The organism is Brucella tritici (genome assembly GCF_008932285.1).
Taxonomy (GTDB): Bacteria; Pseudomonadota; Alphaproteobacteria; order Rhizobiales; family Rhizobiaceae; genus Brucella; species Brucella tritici.
The window spans coordinates 292,104-310,261 of the sequence record NZ_WBVY01000002.1; the positions used below are offsets into that span (position 1 = coordinate 292,104).

Genomic DNA, 18,158 nt, shown 5'->3' on the forward strand with positions numbered 1-18,158 from the left:
AATGCGAGCCAATCGCAAGGGGAACCAGTTTGACCAGGATATCGACAAGTAGTTTAACCCTTACTGATAACATCATCCTGTCCGTTGAAAACCTCGAAGTGTGCTTCGCGCCAAAAGCTGCAAATCCGGTGCATGCCGTGCGCAAAGTATCGTTTCAGATCGGACATGGAGAAACCCTTGCGCTGGTGGGAGAATCCGGCTCGGGGAAATCCGTGACGGCAATGACGGTGATGCGCCTGACAGAATTTGATGGTGCCAGGATTACTGGTGGCCGGATACTGATGCGGCTGAAGGACGGCTCAATCGCTGATCTGGTGAAACTTTCCGAAAGGCGTGTCGAGGCGCTGCGCGGCTTTGAACTCTCAATCGTTTTCCAGGACCCGATGTCGAGCCTGAACCCCGTTTTCACCGTTGGGGACCAGATTGCGGAAGCTGTCATCCGGCACCAGAGAAAGACACCGCATGATGCAAGGCAGATAGCGCTGAATGTCCTCAAACTTGTCCGCGTACCCGATGCCGAGCGTCGGCTGGACCAGTATCCGCATCAACTTTCGGGCGGTATGCGCCAACGTGTGATGATCGCCATGGCTCTGGCGTGCCGACCATCATTGATGATCCTCGACGAGCCCACAACAGCACTGGACGTCACTATCCAGGCACAAATACTGGATCTCGTGCGGGCGCTACAACGCGAAATCGGTATGGCAGTACTGTTCATCACCCACGACATGGGCGTTGTTGCAGAAATCGCCGACCGCGTGTGCGTGATGCTCAAGGGGGAGATAGTCGAGACTGGACCTGTCAACGAGATATTCAACAATCCGCAGCATCGGTATACAAAAGCATTGATCTCCGCTGTTCCTCGGCTTGGCAGCATGGCAGATAAGGATAAGCCTGAAAAGTTTCCTCTTCTTGTTTACGAGCACGATGCGGTTTTGGCGGAGGTGGCGCGATGAATGACGCTGCCAAGCAAAATATTGCCAAAACTCCGCTTGTCGAAGTTCGCAACCTGGTTACCCGTTTTGACCTAAAGGGCGGTCTTATGGGACGCATTACTGGCCGTGTCCATGCGGTCGAGAATGTTTCTTTTGATATCTTCCCTGGCGAAACCTTGGCGTTGGTGGGTGAATCAGGTTGCGGTAAGTCCACGGTCGCTCGAAGCATCATGCAACTGGACAAACCCCAATCCGGTTCAATCCGTTATGATAGAACTGAACTCATCGGCGCATCCAAAACGACTCTCACACGATTTCGCCGCGAAGCGCAGATGGTATTTCAGGATCCGTTCTCATCACTCAACCCGCGTATGACGATAGCGCAGGCTTTGATGGATCCCATGCGTGTCCATCGTGCGGGACGAACGACGCAACTGCGGAAACGGGCTGTTGATCTGCTCGCCAAGGTCAACCTCCCGGCTGACCATCTTGAACGCTATCCGCACGCCTTTTCAGGGGGGCAGCGCCAGCGCATCTGCATTGCCCGTGCTCTTGCGCTCGATCCACGCCTCATGATCGCGGACGAAGCCGTTGCTTCGCTGGACGTGACAATTCAGGCGCAGGTTATCAATCTGCTGATGGACCTTCAACGGGATATCGGCATTGCAATCCTGTTTATCAGCCACGATATGGCCGTCGTCGAACGCATCGCCCATCGTGTTGCAGTCATGTATCTGGGCGAGATCGTGGAGATTGGAGATCGCCGCTCGGTCTTTAACAATCCTCAGCATCCCTATACCAAAAAGCTGCTTTCGACCGTTCCTGTTGCCGATCCGGCACGGCGTCCAATTGGTCGCGAACCGATGTCGGATGAAATACAGAGCGCAGTAAGGGCACCGGATTTTGTGCCGGTCCATCTTCCTATGAACCAGATCAGTCCAACGCACTACGTACGTCAGTCTTGAACCTATGTTTGTCGGCGCAACTATCATGATAGCTGCCCCACATAGCTCACAATGGAAAACACCTTCAGAATCTGCCGATCTAACAAGCTTGGGTGGTATGGCCCGACCTGAAGCTGCTGGATTTTAACTGGCCGCGTAGGTCGCCGAGCAAGGCGCTTCAGTCTCAACATGCGTTAACACGCTAACGGATTGCTCTTTAAGGCCAGCCATTTCTTACTCAAAAAATTCATATCAGTTTTGAATAATGCCATACTCATTTGGGATTTTACATTTGCATCTACCTACCGCATGGTTTCAATAAAATGTTGGGGGAAGGTAGTTGTGAGCCAGGCTTCACGATATGTGCCTCCGCAAGTTGGGGAATAGAACAGACAATTATGTATCCTCGGAGAGATACGGGAGTTTCTCAAGTTTTACATGTCAAGTCATCATAAGGCATTCTTTGAATGGAGTGCACTTTGTCCGTCGCGATAAAAGTAAAGAACGAAAAATCGCATCATGATGATTTGGAAATAATTTTGGATAGTATAAAATTTATTATCCAATCAGATGGGGTGCTTCCTAGTAAACTTCATCATAGAGCCTGAAAAAGCAAAAGACGACCGAATATTCGGATTGAACGTATAAAAGGGGATAGAATGCTTACAAAAGCCAAGTTGCTATTGGCCACCGGATTGGTGAATTTGACTTTGATGTCACCAGCGCTCGCCGATCAGATACTACGTTTGGCGAATTCTGACGATCCTCGGACGATAGACGTCCAGATGACGACAAATGACTATACAATTCCGTTGAATGTATATGACCGGCTGGTGGAAGCAGAAACGGTAGCTCCCGGTCAGTCGAAAATCGTTCCATCCTTGGCCGAAAGCTGGGAAATCTCTGAGGACGGCAAAACCTATACTTTGCATTTGCGCAAAGGCGTTATGTTCCATAATGGCGAAGAGCTGACCGCCGATGATGTCGTGTTCACCTATGACCGCATGCTGAACCCAGCGACTAAAGCGCTGAATACCGATATTCTGGACTTCGTCGAAGGGGCGAAAGAACGCCTTGATGGCTCAGCGCAGACAGTTTCAGGCTTGCAGGCTGTCGATAAATATACAGTCAAGATCGTTCTGGTCCAACCATATTCGGCCTTCATCGCATTGCTCGCCAGTCCACAGGCATCGATCTATAATCGCAAATTTACCGAGCCGCTCGGTGACAAGTATGGCCTGTCGCCAGAGACCGTTAACGGCACGGGTCCGTTCATTTTGAAAGAGTATAATCTGAACGACAGCCAGATGATGGAAGCCAATGAGAATTATTTCAAAGGGCGTTCCAAGTTGGATGGCGTTCTCATCCGCGTTGTTCCCGATGCGGAAACCATGCGTATGCTATTCGAATCTGGCGAGATAGACGTGTTCGATACGGATTCCGCTATCACGCAAGTTCCATATTTTATGAAGAGCGAAAAGTGGAAGGACCAGATTAGAAAGGGTCCGATCGCTGGCTTGGACTATTACAACATCAACCAGAAGATTAAGCCCTTTGATGATGTTCGGGTGAGAAAAGCTTTCCAGATGGGTATCAACCGTCAGGAAATACTTGACAAGATGTTCTATGGTGAAGGACAGCTCGAGAACGGCGTTCTTCCAAGTGGGGTCACCTGCTACAAGCCCGCTACGCCGATTGAATACAACCCCAAAAAGGCCAAGGAACTGCTGGCCGAAGCCGGTTACCCGGACGGTGTCGATATTGCCTTTTCTCAGGTCAGCAGTTGGTCGTCTAAGTGGGTCGACCTGAACCAACTCGTTCAGGCACAGTTGAAAGAAGCTGGTTTCAACACCGAAATCAAAGTTGTCGATGAATCGGCCTACTTCGCCATGCGCAAAGGCGGTACCATCAACAATTATTCTCAGGTCTGGTCGGCCGATTTCAACGATCCTGACAACTTCTTCTACACCTTCTTTAGCAAGACAGGCACTTCGGTGCGTGGTTTCAACAATGAAGATCAGGAAGTTTTCGACGGTATCGAAAAAGCCCGCAGCATGACCAATCCCGACGAGCGGTGCGAACTGTATGCCAAGCTCGCTGAGCGTATTGTCCAGACGGACGCTGCGTGGGTTCCTATGTATAGTCTCAACCATTTGTTTGTCGTGCAGCCGCGCGTGAAGAATTTCGTGGTTCCGTGGAACGGATGGACAAGCATGAGCTACTATAAAATGGAAGTTGAAGATTAATTATGCTGACCGGGGAGTGATGCGTACTCCCCGGTCAGACTTCCAGTCTTCCAACTCCATTTCAGCAGGAATTAGATGGGCTAAATCCAGCTCGTCAATTCGTGTCAGCCGAAGATAACGTCCTTTGCGACATTGTCTTAGCCATACAGATGAAAGCCTCCACGCAATGCTGACCTTTTTGATTAAGCGTATTGCGGTTTCCATTCCGGTCTTGATCGGTGTGACCGTACTGCTCTTCATCATGATGAATATCATTCCTGGCGATCCAATTGCCTTGTTGATGAAAGAGCATGCCAGCGCTGAAGTTATCGAGCGCGTGCGAGCTCAGATGCATCTTGATGATCCACTGATCACCCGTTACTTCCGATTTCTGTTCGCGGCAATTCAAGGCGATTTGGGTGTTTCCATAAAACTCAATCGTGATGTCACGACCCTGATCCTCCAAGCTTTCCCGAACACGCTATATCTGGCGGCCTGTGCGGCCCTCGTGTCATGGCTGATTGGCATTCCGGTTGGCATCCTGTCAGCCGTAAAGCGCGATTCAGCGCTCGATCATTTTTTCATGGGTTTTTCGCTGCTGGGCGTTTCGATGCCGGTTTTCTGGTCGGCGCTCCTGCTGCAGTATATTTTTGCCATGCAGTTGAAATGGCTTCCGGTATCGGGCTTCTACGGCTTCAAATATGTCATTCTGCCAGCGATTGTGCTGGGCTGGAGTTCGGCGGGCGTTATCGCGCGTTTGACGCGGTCAAGCCTGCTGGAAGTCATGCGCAACGACTATGTGAGAACTGCACGCGCGAAGGGCCTGCGCGAGATTTTTGTCATCCTCCGTCACGCTGTTAAGAATGCTCTTATTCCTGTTGTGACGATTATGGCAATTCAGGTTGCCGGCCTTTTGTCGGGTGCAGTTATCACGGAAGCGATTTTCGGTATTCCCGGTATTGGCCGCATATCTGTCAATGCAATTCAGGCGCGCGACATGCCTCTACTTCAGGGTTCGGTTCTGTTTGCTACTGTTCTGGTGCTGATCGGCAATCTGGTTGCGGATATCCTTTATTCTGTCCTTGACCCCCGTATTCGCCATCAGATGAAGGGAGGGTCAAAATGACCGAACTTGCTCAGGCAAACGACGCCTATATCGAAGAAACGGAGAGCGCCAGCTTTCTGCGCGACACGGTTCGTATATTTCGTCGCAATAAAATGGCAATGACCGGCTTGATTATTGTCGTCGTTCTGGTGCTGACGGCAGTATTTGCACCGTATATCAGTCCGCATGATCCATATCGCGTTGATATGAACGAGCAATTCCTGTCGCCATCGCTCACACACTGGCTTGGCACCGATAATTTCGGACGGGACGTCTTAACCCGCATACTTTACGGTGCGCGAATTTCACTCGTGGTCGGCATCGTTCCGAGCTTCATATCGCTGATAATCGGCGCCATTATGGGCATCGTTAGCGGTTATTATGGCGGACGGATCGATTTTACGATCATGCGTCTTGCCGACATGATGATCGCCTTTCCGTCGCTATTGCTGGCGATGGTGGTGATGTACACACTGGGCGCGAATTTGTTCAACATTTTCATAGCCCTCAGCCTGGTCGGCTGGGCAAGTGTAGCCCGAGTTGTGCGCTCACAGACGTTGGCGTTGAAAGAAAAGGAGTTCATCGAGGCTGCTCGCGCCAATGGATCGAAGAAGACAACGATCATGTTCCGACATCTTTTTCCCAATGTCGTGCCGACGCTGATAGTTCTGTTCTCGCTTAGTATTCCTGAAGCGATCATGTGGGAATCCAGTCTCAGCTTCCTTGGCGTTGGTGTGCAGCCGCCCGAAGCAAGTTGGGGCCTGCTCGTTGCCAAGGGCAAGGAATATCTCTTTGCTGCTCCTCTCGTTGCCATCATGCCTGGTGTGGCAATTCTGATCACGGTGTTGGCGTTCAACTTCATCGGCGATGGGATGCGTGACGCTCTCGATCCTTACATGAAAGATTAAGGCGGCTGATATGACCGATCAAAGGCCTCTATTGAGAGTGCGCAACCTGCGTACTGAATTCAAGTCACATCGCGGAACAGTCCGCATCCTCGACAATGTGTCTTTTGATGTTGGACATGGCCGAATTGTCGGCTTGGTTGGAGAGTCCGGCTCCGGCAAAAGTATGACGGCATTGTCCCTGATGGGGCTGGTTCCATCGCCTCCCGCGACTGTTACCGCTGACAGTATCATGCTGGATGGTGTCGAACTGACGACCCTCACCAAGGATCAACTGCGCGCGAAGCGCGGGCGTGATATGTCGATGGTATTTCAAGAACCGATGACATCGTTCAACCCGGTCAAAACCATGGCGCAGCAGGTGGGCGAACCCCTGCAGATTCACGGCAAGTTTTCTAAACGGGACGTTCGCGATAAAGTTCGGCAAATGTTTGAGATGGTGGGCATTCCGGAAGCCAAAGCCCGCCTCGACGCCTACCCCCACGAATTGTCGGGCGGCTTACGCCAGCGGGCAATGATTGCCATGGGATTGATCTGTGAACCCAAATTGCTGATTGCCGATGAGCCGACAACGGCGTTGGACGTCACGACGCAAGCACAGATACTGCGCCTCATCATGGAACTGCGTGACCGTGTCGGCACCGCAATCATCATGATCACCCATGATCTCGGTATCATCGCCGAAATGTGCGACGAAGTGAATGTAATGTATGCCGGTCAGATCATCGAGCAGGCAAATGTATACGATGTTTTCGACCGTGCGTCCCATCCTTATACCCGTGGCCTGCTGGCCTCGATACCGAAGGCCAACGAGAAGCCGGACGGTACGCGTTTGAAGAGCATTAGTGGTATGGTGCCTAATCTGGCCAAACTTCCTGGTGGTTGCCGTTTCAATCCCCGCTGCAATGATGCCATGTCCGTTTGCAGTGTTAAGGCACCTGATCTGACCCTATTGGAAAATGGGCACAAAGCACGCTGCTGGTTGCATGACAAAGCAGGAGCCTCTCTATGAACAAGGTTCTCATTTCCACCGAAAAACTGAGCAAGCACTTCCGGCTCGGCAAGGGATTGTTCTCGTTTGACGAGAAAGTGGTTCGCGCAGTCGATGATGTATCGCTGGAAATCTATGAGCGTGAGACCTTCGCATTGGTCGGGGAGTCGGGTTGCGGCAAGTCTACTCTTGGGCGCATCATATTGCGGCTTCTGGAGCGCAGCAGTGGTTCGGTAAGCTTTAAAGGCCAGGATATATACGCGCTCGATGAAACACGAATGCGCGAACTGCGCAAACAAATCCAGATTGTGTTTCAGGATCCTTACGCATCGTTGAACCCGCGCATGCGGGTGAAGGATATTCTAGCCGAGCCATTGCGCGCGCACAATTTCGGCACCAGCCAGCAAATTGAGACCCGCTGTAAAGAGCTTCTCAATATGGTCGGCCTGCGCCCGCATCTGATCAATCACTATCCGCATCAGTTCAGCGGGGGGCAGCGCCAACGCATCGGTATTGCACGCGCGCTGGCGAACAATCCGGAATTTATCGTCTGCGATGAAGCCGTTTCTGCTCTTGATGTCTCCATTCAGGCTCAGGTTCTCAATCTCCTTCGAGACTTGCAAGAACAATTACAGCTTACATACCTTTTTATTACCCATGACCTGAGTGTCGTACGACAATTTGCTGACCGTGTCGGCGTCATGTTTCTTGGACGTCTGGTGGAAGTGGGTACAACGGAAGAAATCTTCAACAATCCGCAGCACCCTTATACGCAATTCCTCATTTGCGCTGTGCCGCGTGCCGATCCGCACCAGCGCAATAGGGCCCGCCCACTTTTGAAGGGCGAAATACCGAGCCCCATGAACCTACCCAAGGGCTGTCGTTTCAATACACGATGCCCTTGCGCACAGGACATTTGCCGGACTGAAGAACCAGTACTTTCCGGCGGCGTCGGTCTGCATCATGCCGCCTGCCATTTTCCAGGTGTTAAGCTCGGCGAAGCACAAGTGGAAGCTTGAAGCAAGCTTCAAGACTGCCCAATATTTTGCACTTCGCCACAGCTTTACTGGTCCATGTGAAAAACACGATCAAGCTTCGATAGGCTTGGAACAGAGTAGATACCTATGACCCGCATATCCGATGAAACTCTTGTGGATCGCTTGCTAACGTTTTTGTGCGAACAAAGCGAACCGCTCAGTATTCCCGGTATTGGACTGTCTATCGTCCGCCAGGGAAAGGTTCTCTATACAGGCGGCATCGGCGTTCTGGAGGCCGGCACTGACCGCAAGGTCACAGCGGATAGTCTGTTTGCTGTCGCATCCTGCTCAAAGGCTTTCACGACCACTTTATGCGCGATCCTGGCGGAGCAAGGAAAGTTGGACTGGGACCGGCCAATCCAGGAGATATGGCCGAAATTTGCATTTGGTCCTCGGGCTATTTCCGAACAGGTAACGCTACGGGACCTGTGTTCCAATCGTACCGGCATTGGCCAGGCAACCGCCGTAGAATACGGCTCTGTCCTGTCGTTTGAAGAAGTGGTCAACGGTGCTGGGAACGTCCCAACGATTGCACCATTTCGCGATCGATATTCCTATTCAAATCTCCATTTCACCGTCGCCGCTGAAGTATGCAACCGGGTGAATGATAAGACATTTGCCGAAGCGTCAGCGGCATATATTTTTGAGCCGCTCAAGATGACCACGGCGTCTGCTGATCGGCCCGATCTGGAAACCGATCCGCGTTTTGCCCGACCGCATGTGCGCAACGGCGATGCAATGCTACCTGTTGCTTTGGACAAGCTTTCTAACCTCATTGGCGCAGGGTCCGTGTCACAAAGTCCCAATGATGCGGCGCAATGGTTGTTGTTCAATCTGAACGCCCATCCAAATGGTGCCACGGTCTTACCAGTGGCCAAGCTGGCAGAACTAAAGCGAATTCATTCCCGAACCACACCGGAAAACACCTTCCTTGGCTATGGCCTTGGTTGGCGCATAGGCAACGGTAACGATTTGACGATTGTGGATCACACGGGCGCTATCGGAGGTGTACTTTCCCTCACTCGCCTGGTTCCCGATACAGGGTTCGGAATTTTTATTTCTATCAATGCGAGTGGCACAGAGATTGAGGATTTCCGCAATGCAGCTGCCAATCTTGCCGTGGCGCTCGATCGCGGTGAGGCAGATGCTGTCACGGCTCTTTATGAGCAAGCAGTTTGTTCATTAACCGAGAAGCAATCACAATATCGCAAGTCCATTTGGAGAAATAAGAAGCAGGCTCCTGTTGATGCTCCCATTGCCGGTGTTTTCGACGGTGGAGCGATGGGTACTTTGCGGATCGAAGCCCGCGACGGTTGCTTGACGACTTCGCTCGAGCTTTTGCCGGACTATCAATATTGCCTCATGGAAGCCGATAATGATGGTACGTACTCTTTGCGTTCGCTGGAAGCACCTGAACGTTGGTGGGGTAAAGATGATAAGGTCGCTTTACTTGTGCTGTCTGAAGACGGCGATACGATAACTTGGCAAAATATGTGGTTTGGTGAGTGTAGGTTTCACCGCAAGAGCATTTCCGCGGTTCCGGTTTAATCGGAACTACTCCAGCCGATTTCCATAACACTCGATAATTTTGCGGCCTGAGAACTGGTTCATTTCAGGCCGATTGACTGAGCAATTCATCTGGCATTGAACTGCAGATTACAGTTCGGGATTAAGGCGTATGCCCGGCCGTATTTTTTGATACGGTAGTTCAGATGGATCGGCCGTGTTAAATCCTGCGCTCTTTATCACAATAATTCGTTCGGCAATCGACTGGAAATCTGCCCTGAAGTGTACCGAGCTTTTAAGGCCTATGATTGCAACCCTTTTCGGATCAATGCCGAGATGAAAGAAAATGGCCTGTGTGCCTGCTTGTGACCGCCTGCTGGCCACGATTACGGAAACGCTGGTACCCGATATTCGGAGCAGTGCCGTCAGACCAATGTCAATTGCACTGCCCGCATAGAATTCACCGGTCCCATTGAATTTGCCGTCTCCGAGAGCAAGGACCTCGAATTCTGCTTTGAGTGGTGTAACGCCATCCGGCCCTGAACGACCGCCAATTTCCATCTCGAACCGGGCACCAGTCCCTTCTCGGTGTGCGGCCTCTGCCGCTTGAGGATCAAAAACAAAAGCGACGATTGCATCTTCCGCCCCTTGCTCCAAGAGCTGGCGGATCAAACCTGTACTGTCCCCTGTACCACCGGCGCCAGGATTGTCTTGTGTATCGACGAGAATTATCGGCTTTGTTGTTGAACGCGCCAGCTCCAGCGCCAAACTGACACCCTCATTCTCGTTGAATACGCAGTCTCTGGCATAGTCCATTTCGGCCTTCAGGATGCTATCTGCAAGCGACTGCATATGCCGGTCAAGATTGGGATGTGCTTCCATGCTGTATCCAATGATGGCAGGGCCGCAATCGAAGGTATCGGAGGGAGGAAACCCAGGTGCAAAACTGAGATGCAAATCATGCTGGCGCTCGATTTGCTCCAATCGGCTATAGATCGAAGATGTTGGCTCAGCCAATGTACATTGAGATGGAATGGGAATGAGGTATGGCGTTTGAACCAGCGCTTTGGAAAAACGCGTGCCGCTCCTGCACATGTTGAACAAAATCTGCGCTGTTCGCCGTCCGGTCTCCGTCATGTCAACGTGAGGATATGTTCGGTAGGCGGACATAAAATCACTATAGGCTACCATTCCCGGACTGATATTGGCATGAAGGTCGAGGCTGCAGGCGATAAGGACCTCAGGCCCTACAGCCTCGCGGATACGACGCAAGAAGTCACCTTCTCCATCTCCTATGCCTTCGACGACCATTGCTCCATGAAGATCCAATAATATCCCGTCGAACGGCCCTTTCGATGAAATCGCATCGAGAAAGAGGGTCACCACCCGTTCATATGCCAGCCGCTCAACAGTTCCACCCGGCTCGGCCTGACACCAGATGAGTGGTTGGAATTCGACGTTCTGTGAAATTGCCTCGTCTATCATGCCCGCAATAGGCAGATTACGTCCCCTCATGACTTCGAGGATAGCGCCTCCCAATGTCAGAGGTGGCCACCCCCCGGGCGTGTTGAACTCCGCCCAGCCTGTTGTACTGGGCGCGAAAGTATTGGTCTCGTGCTGAAAACCACCTATTCCAATTTTCATATCAGATACAGGTTTCCTATGAAATGCAGGTCATGAGACGTCTGGGTGCCCATCACGCTGGATTGGTCGCATTGTGCCCGTTAACCTGTGAGAGCGGTATCCAGTTCATCGATTACGCTGATGGAAAGGCCTCGGTTGGCTTCAAAACCAAACCCACGCACAGGAAAACGGATTGGATGACTTATTCGCGGAGACTATATCTTCAAGAACAAAACTTGAAAAATATCATTTGACGATAGTTTCATTCAAACGGGATATGTTTTCCTGTGATTTGTTCAATCGATCCGCGGGGCACATAGATTTCGCGCGATAAGCGTATCAACGATGGAATTCGTCGTGTTGACGATAGTCTCGATGAAACGCTCTCCAAGTTGGCTTCTACGTAGAGGGTCTGGCTGCCATATATTCAGGTCGTAAGGGATTGGCTGGGCGAGCGGCCGGAGAACGACTCCTGCGCTTTCGAAGGCCAGCGCACTTAATGGATTAATGATAGAGACCCCAATTCCGGCGGCAACCATTGTGCCGATCGAAGTTGCCGTCGTTGTCTCGACAACCAGATTACGCGCAATCCCTGCTGTGTCGAATTGCGCGTCGATCTGGCGGCGATAGGAATCTTCTTCGGAATAATAGATAAGCTCATGACGATCGAAATGAGCCATCTCAAGTACATCGTGCTGTGCCAGAATATGATTGCACGGCATAATGCACAGCAAATCCCCTGCGTAGAGATTAATGATCGAATTCGTATTGCCTGCAACGTTACCTTCAACGACTCCCAGATCAAAAAACTTGCTGAGCAGATCACGCGTTAATGCGGTTTCTTCCAGCGAGTGGATCTTGACAGAAGCATCGGGATAGATGCTGCGAAAGTTGCGAACGACCTGTGGCATCAGCGCGTGGGCGAATGCCGGCAGGCACGCCACTGTCACGCGTTGGAGCCGTTCGCCACGAATGGCGCGTGCTGTCCTGGCAATCTCGGCGAGGCTGACAAATGAGCGTTGCACAATGACATTGAGCGCTACCGCCTGCGGCGTCATCTCCAGACGGCGTTTTTCGCGTTGGAAAAGCGTAAAGCCAAGATCAGCTTCGAGCGACTTGAGCTCACGGCTGATTGTGGGTTGAGATGAGTTCAATTGCTTTGCTGTCTCAGTCACATTGAGGGTTTGCATCAACGACTGAAATATTTCCAACTGCCGGTGCGTCAGTTGCACGATACCCTCCACCACGATTCTAAGAACATATCATAAATGACTATTCTTATGATTAATAGGAATTTGACGGCATGTTATGCTCTGCTAGCCTTACTAATAATTTGGGGGAGACTTAGCGACCGCGAAACAGCCCCACGGTGGTCGAGAAGACGACAATTCGTTCTTCCAATACATAGAAAGAGTGAAGCAAATACAATGACGTCGTTCCGGCTCGCCAATCCACGGTCAGACGAAGGGAAGCAATATTTCATCAAATGTAACGGGCTCGGCAATGACTTCGTCGTCATTGATGGTCGCAGCACTCCCTTTCGGAAATCCGCGGATTATATCAAGTGGGTCTGCAACCGCCACGTCGGTATCGGCGGCGATCAGTTACTGGTTTTCGAAGCGCCTGCTTCGCCTGAAGCCTCCATTCGTCTTCGCATCTACAATATCGATGGACAAGAAGCGGAAACCTGCCTGAACGCTACCCGTTGCGCAGCCTGGTTGATCATGGAAGAGACAGGGCGAGACGAAGCCGTCATCGAGACACTCGGTGGGTCGATCCGGGCAAACCGGGCCGGCGATCACAAGGTTAGCCTGAATATTGGTAACGCCAAATGGGATTGGGCCGAAATTCCTCTGGCCGGCTCGATCGAATCTGCAGGCGATCAATTGGTTAGTGGACCCCTGAATAGTCCAATCGCTGTCAATATAGGGAATCCTCACCTCGTTTATTTTGTTCAAGACTTGGATGGGCTCGATATCGTCGCACTCGCTGATCCTGTGCAGAAAAGTAGCTATCTCCCCGAGCAGGCAAATATCGGCGTGGCTGAAGTTATCGGCCCGGATTCGATCAGACTCGTTGTCTATGAACGTCCAGGCATTCTCACCCAGGCCTGTGGCAGCGGCGCATGTGCCGCCGTGCTGGCCGCAAGACGGGCCGGTCTCATGTCCAGCGACAGGGTTACAGTCGGGACGCCCGGTGGTCAGCTTGAGGTCGAAATTTTTGGCGGCGAGACTTTCACGCTGACAGGTCCGGTCGACATAACCTTCGACGGATACATCGCATCCAACGTCCACCGGTGAAGATGAACAATAAGTGCCGTCGAACTCGGTCAGTCTCTCTGACCGTATCTGATATTCCATCTGAAAGTGATAAAATGAAGAGCGAATTCTCCCCAGACACGTTGTGCGATCTGGCTGACAAATATGCGACACCGTTATGGGTCTATAATGCCGATGTAATTCGACAGCAGATCGAACGTCTCGCTCCTTTCGATGTTATCCGGTTTGCGCAGAAGGCATGTTCCAACGTCAATATTCTGTCGCTCATGCGGGAGGCCGGCGTGCATGTCGATGCCGTATCTCACGGGGAAATCAGACGAGCGCAACAGGCAGGGTTTTCAGCAGCGGCTACGGGCGCCGGCGCGGCGGGAATTGTTTTTACCGCCGATCTTTTTGACCGTGATACCCTTGATTATGTTGTGCAGGAGAAGATTGAGGTCAATGCGGGCTCTTTGGACATGCTCCGACAATTGGGCGAAAGATCGTTTGGTCATCGCGTGTGGCTTCGTATCAATCCCGGCTTCGGGCATGGTCACAGCAAGAAGACCAATACCGGTGGAGAAAACAGCAAACACGGCATCTGGCATGGACAACTGACCCAGGCGATTGCCCTGATAAAGCAATATCGTCTCCATCTGGTCGGATTCCATCTACATATCGGTTCAGGCGTCGACTATCGTCACCTTGAGCGCGTCTGCCAGGCCATGACTGATATCATTTCATCGGTGGACCACGATTTTGAGGCCATATCCGCCGGTGGTGGTCTTTCGGTGCCCTACAAGGAAGGGGACCAGAACATCGACGTGGCTCACTATTTCAGTCTCTGGGATCAGACCCGCCGGCATGCGGAGAAAAAGCTCGGCCATCCGGTGCGTCTTGAGATTGAGCCTGGTCGCTTTCTGGTCGCACAGTCGGCAGTTCTGGTGGCGGAAGTGCGCGCAACCAAACAGATGGGCGGCAATCATTTCACACTGGTCGACGCGGGATTCAATGATCTGATGCGTCCGGCTCTCTATGGCAGTTATCACCATATTTCCGTTTTGACTGCGGATGGTAGGCCCCAGGAGACTGAATCATCGCGCCCGACCGTCATTGCAGGCCCTCTGTGTGAATCAGGCGATGTTTTTACACAACAACAAGACGGCACTGTGGAAATGAGAGAATTGCCGCCAGCTTTAGTTGGTGACTATCTGGTGTTTCACGACGCAGGTGCTTATGGAGCCTCCATGTCCTCCAATTATAACAGTCGAACACATGCTGCCGAGTATCTATTGGATGGCCCTGCGTCCCGCTTGATCCGGACACGCCAGAAAATAACTGAACTTTACCAGGGAGAATGTCTGAATTCGCCATCTTGACCGCCGTGTTGACGTCATTCAACTTCTGGCACAGTGAAGATTCATCGACGGGCTGCTGGCACCAAGATGGTCTCTTCTCATCGACGCCTCATTAGCGGAAAGCCTCATCCAATGTCCGACCGACTATTCGACCAGAAATACCACCTCGGTCATTTTCCGACTCCCTTGGAGCCAATGAGAAGATTTTCTCGTCATCTTGGCGGCCCCGAAATATGGATCAAACGCGATGATTGTACGGGGCTTGCAGGTGGCGGAAATAAAACCAGAAAGCTGGAGTATCTGATTTCCGATGCCCTCCGCACAGGTGCGGATACATTGATTACAACAGGTGCTTTGCAATCCAATCATGCCAGACAAACGGCAGCGGCGGCGGCAAAAGTTGGCCTGAATTGTCTTTTGTTGCTGGAGGATGCGGTTCCTTTTCGAGCGCCATACTATCACGATATGGGCAATCTCCTGTTGGATGACCTGTTGAGCGCACAAGTTCAACGCCTTCCACGCGGCAGCGATTTGACGAAAGCAGCTCTTGAGGCTGCCTCTATCTTAAGAAAGGCCGGTAAACGCCCTTACACTATTCCGCTGGGTGGGTCTAACGGGTTGGGTGCCCTGGCATATGTCGATGGTGTCGGAGAGCTTGCTGAGCAGGCAAGGGCTCTGGCTATAGAGTTTGATTATGTTGTCGTCGCAAGTGGAAGTGGGGGAACCCATGCTGGAATTCTGGCTGGTGCAGCGTATTTCAAACAACCATGGCGAACTTTGGGAGTAAGTGTCTCCAGTCAACCACCGGAACAAAGGCATAAAATTGAAGCAATTTTATCTGATCTGGAGAATTATTTGCCCGATCGGTGCACGGATCTAAGCGTCGATGTTGATGCTGGCCAGATCGGGTCCGGGTACGGCCAGCCTACACGACAAGCTGTTGCAGCCATACGTTTGGTCGCTGAAACTGAAGCAATCCTGCTCGATCCTGTATATACCGGCAAGGCGATGGCCGGGTTGATGGATTTCGTGCAAACACAAAAGTTAAACACGGGAAAACGCATACTGTTCTGGCACACGGGGGGCGCAGACGTTCTGTCGGCCTATACGTCCGACCTCGTTCGATCATAACCATAGTAGATGGTTCTGGTATTGGTTCTTTCATGCGATAAAAAATTTGCGCGACTTCATTCTCGATAGCAAGACAACATGGTGCTGAAATTGAATAATCAAGGTAAAAGCGGAAACACCAAACCCGTTATCGCAGTAATAATGGGGGAAAATACCAGCGCTGGTGGTGATCGATACGATATCTCGAAACACTACTTTGCAGCCATACACCGGGCTGGCGGCGTTCCATACGGGATACCCTATCTGACAGATATAGTGGATCGGGTCATTGAGGAGTTCGACGGCTTTTTAAGCATCGGAGCACGAATAAAGTTTCCTGATGACTGGTATGTTGAAGGGGATAGGTCTGTCTTTCCGCTCTCCGATCGTCTCGATGTGGAAGTAGCCCTGATGAAGGGATTTCTTGCTCGTGACAAGCCTGTGCTGGGCATCTGTAATGGGATGCAGATGCTGGGTTGTCTAAATGGTTGTCGCATGGTTTCGGATGTGCATGCCGCCCTGCCCAATGCAATCAATCACGACCAAGTCGATCTTCTGCATGAAGTTACTGTTTCGGCTGGAACGAGAATGGCTGGAATATTGCAGCTAGACAAATTCAATGTGAATACGTTTCATCGCGAAGCACTTGTCGATATTTCCGAGAAGGTGATTGTCTCCGCTTGCGGATCTGATGGTGTAGTAGAAGCAATAGAAATTCCATCACAATCATTTGCGATGGGCGTACAATGGCATCCCGAATTATTCGGCACTGCAGAGCACCCCGGCACCCTATTATTTGACGCATTTATAAGCGCTGCTGCCCGACATGCTTGAGACAAGACAGGCCATGGTGATGGAGGGGCTCAATTTTCTATACCTTCCGAGCTCCGTCACCATGCTTTACGGTCTGTCACGCAAGTTTCACTTTTGCGGAGTTATGTGGTCTTCGTGGGCTGCCCCTATGGGGTGATCCGTTTGGAATGTTAGTGCATGCTCGGTCTGCTGGCCACCGCCGGTGTTGACGCCGGTCCATTTTGGCAGGCCAGAGGGCTGCTTCGGGTGCCGGTGGTTTGTAGCCCAGCGATGAGTGGGACCGCACGGTGTTGTAATGCTGTCGCCAGTTTTCGATGATGATTTTCGCCTCCTTGAGCGTATAGAAGATTTCGCCGTTGAGCAGTTCGTCACGGAGCTTCGAGTTGAAGCTTTCGCAATAGCCGTTTTCCCACGGACTGCCCGGCATGATGTAGGCGGTTTTGGCCCCGACTGCTGCGATCCACTCCCGGAGTGCCTTTGCGATGAACTCCGGGCCGTTGTCAGAACGAATGTGCGTCGGGATGCCCTTTAGGATGAAGAGGTCGGAAAGCACGTCGATGACATCGACGGCCTTCAGCTTTCTCTCGACCCTGATGGGGATACATTCTCGCGTGAACTCGTCGATCACATTGAGCATGCGGATTTTCCTGCCGTTGTGCGTGCGATCCTCGACGAAGTCGTAAGACCAGACATGGTTGGGGTATTCCGGTCGAAGCCGGACGCACGAGCTGTCGTTCAACCACAGCCGACCGCGCTTCGGTTGCTTCTGAGGCACTCTCAGCCCCTCCCGTCGCCAGATGCGCTCAACCCGCTTGACGTTCACGATCTATCCAGCCTGGTGCAGCATCGCCGTGATGAGGCGATAGCCATAGCGGCCTGACTTACGAGCGAGCGCCGTGATGTCTGCGGTCAACGCCGCTTCATCATCCGGGGTCTTGGCGATCTTGCGCTGAGTGGAACGATGCTGGCCGAGAACCCGGCATGCCCGACGTTCGGACACCTTCAGTTCATCGATCACATGATCCACGCAAGCACGGCGACGGGCGGGGCTTAGAAGTTTCCCTTCGCGGCCTCGGCCAAAATCATCTTGTCCAGGGTAAGGTCGGAAACGGCTCGCCGGAGCCGGGTATTCTCCGCTTCCAGTTCCTTTAGGCGCTTCACCTGGTCGCCCTTCAGTCCACCGTATTCGGACCGCCACCGGTAGTATGTAACTTCCGTCACGCCTATCGACTGGATCGCCTCCGCCATCGATTTTCTTTGCGCATTCAGCACGTCAACCTGACGGAGTTTCGTGACAATCTCTTCGGCCTTGTGTGTTCCGCTGGGCAATCGATTCACTGGATCGATT

Annotated in this window: 12 protein-coding genes and 2 pseudogenes; 11 read left to right on the forward strand and 3 right to left on the reverse strand. The window is 51.9% G+C overall.

The annotated features are described in order from the left end of the window. Window positions 1–29: 29 nt before the first annotated feature. The 7 genes and pseudogenes from F9K94_RS24925 (at window position 30) to F9K94_RS06895 (ending at window position 9,690) form a co-directional block, all read left to right on the forward strand. Window positions 30–1,900 (forward strand): annotated as a pseudogene (locus F9K94_RS24925) (ABC transporter ATP-binding protein). A 638-nt stretch (window positions 1,901–2,538) separates the two neighbouring features. Further along, window positions 2,539–4,125 carry an ABC transporter substrate-binding protein gene (locus F9K94_RS06870; RefSeq protein WP_061347493.1) on the forward strand — a complete coding sequence of 529 codons (1,587 nt, stop codon included), beginning with the start codon at window positions 2,539–2,541 and terminating at the stop codon, window positions 4,123–4,125. Window positions 4,126–4,291: 166 nt separating this feature from the next. Beyond that, complete coding sequence (locus F9K94_RS06875) at window positions 4,292–5,230, forward strand: ABC transporter permease (protein WP_151644437.1); 939 nt, start codon at window positions 4,292–4,294, stop codon at window positions 5,228–5,230. Further along, a complete protein-coding gene (locus F9K94_RS06880; RefSeq protein ID WP_151644438.1) occupies window positions 5,227–6,117 on the forward strand; it encodes an ABC transporter permease in 891 nt (296 codons plus the stop codon). Before F9K94_RS06875 ends, F9K94_RS06880 begins: the two co-directional genes overlap by 4 nt. 10 nt (window positions 6,118–6,127) lie before the next feature. Next, window positions 6,128–7,126, forward strand: a complete 999-nt coding sequence (locus F9K94_RS06885; protein WP_061347490.1) for an ABC transporter ATP-binding protein — start codon at window positions 6,128–6,130, stop codon at window positions 7,124–7,126. After that, window positions 7,123–8,124 (forward strand): ABC transporter ATP-binding protein, encoded by a 1,002-nt coding sequence (locus F9K94_RS06890; protein WP_151644439.1) that lies wholly within the window; start codon window positions 7,123–7,125, stop codon window positions 8,122–8,124. Before F9K94_RS06885 ends, F9K94_RS06890 begins: the two co-directional genes overlap by 4 nt. 105 nt (window positions 8,125–8,229) lie before the next feature. Further along, window positions 8,230–9,690 carry a serine hydrolase domain-containing protein gene (locus tag F9K94_RS06895; RefSeq protein WP_151644440.1) on the forward strand — a complete coding sequence of 487 codons (1,461 nt, stop codon included), beginning with the start codon at window positions 8,230–8,232 and terminating at the stop codon, window positions 9,688–9,690. A gap of 108 nt (window positions 9,691–9,798) precedes the next feature. Here F9K94_RS06895 and F9K94_RS06900 read toward each other — a convergent pair whose 3' ends face one another. Further along, the gene (locus F9K94_RS06900; protein WP_151644442.1) at window positions 9,799–11,292 is read right to left on the reverse strand and encodes a M81 family metallopeptidase; all 1,494 of its coding nucleotides are present in this window, start codon (window positions 11,290–11,292) and stop codon (window positions 9,799–9,801) included. Window positions 11,293–11,567: 275 nt separating this feature from the next. Continuing rightward, window positions 11,568–12,503 (reverse strand): LysR substrate-binding domain-containing protein, encoded by a 936-nt coding sequence (locus F9K94_RS06905; protein WP_151644444.1) that lies wholly within the window; start codon window positions 12,501–12,503, stop codon window positions 11,568–11,570. 195 nt (window positions 12,504–12,698) lie between these two features. Here F9K94_RS06905 and dapF point away from each other — a divergent pair, with 195 nt between their 5' ends. The 4 genes from dapF to F9K94_RS06925 all read left to right on the forward strand — a co-directional run bounded on the left by dapF (window position 12,699) and on the right by F9K94_RS06925 (window position 16,831). Continuing rightward, window positions 12,699–13,571 carry a diaminopimelate epimerase gene (gene dapF / locus F9K94_RS06910; RefSeq protein ID WP_151644446.1) on the forward strand — a complete coding sequence of 291 codons (873 nt, stop codon included), beginning with the start codon at window positions 12,699–12,701 and terminating at the stop codon, window positions 13,569–13,571. A gap of 74 nt (window positions 13,572–13,645) precedes the next feature. Next, window positions 13,646–14,908 carry a diaminopimelate decarboxylase gene (gene lysA / locus F9K94_RS06915; protein WP_151644448.1) on the forward strand — a complete coding sequence of 421 codons (1,263 nt, stop codon included), beginning with the start codon at window positions 13,646–13,648 and terminating at the stop codon, window positions 14,906–14,908. A gap of 111 nt (window positions 14,909–15,019) precedes the next feature. Further along, entirely contained in the window at window positions 15,020–16,018 is a 999-nt protein-coding gene (locus F9K94_RS06920; protein WP_151644450.1) for a D-cysteine desulfhydrase family protein, read from the forward strand. Window positions 16,019–16,096: 78 nt separating this feature from the next. Next, on the forward strand, window positions 16,097–16,831 hold the full coding sequence (locus tag F9K94_RS06925) for a gamma-glutamyl-gamma-aminobutyrate hydrolase family protein (protein WP_151644452.1): 735 nt from the start codon (window positions 16,097–16,099) through the stop codon (window positions 16,829–16,831). A 149-nt stretch (window positions 16,832–16,980) separates the two neighbouring features. Here the strand turns inward: F9K94_RS06925 and F9K94_RS06930 are convergent. Continuing rightward, window positions 16,981–18,139, reverse strand: a pseudogene (locus tag F9K94_RS06930) (IS3 family transposase). Window positions 18,140–18,158 lie beyond the last annotated feature (19 nt).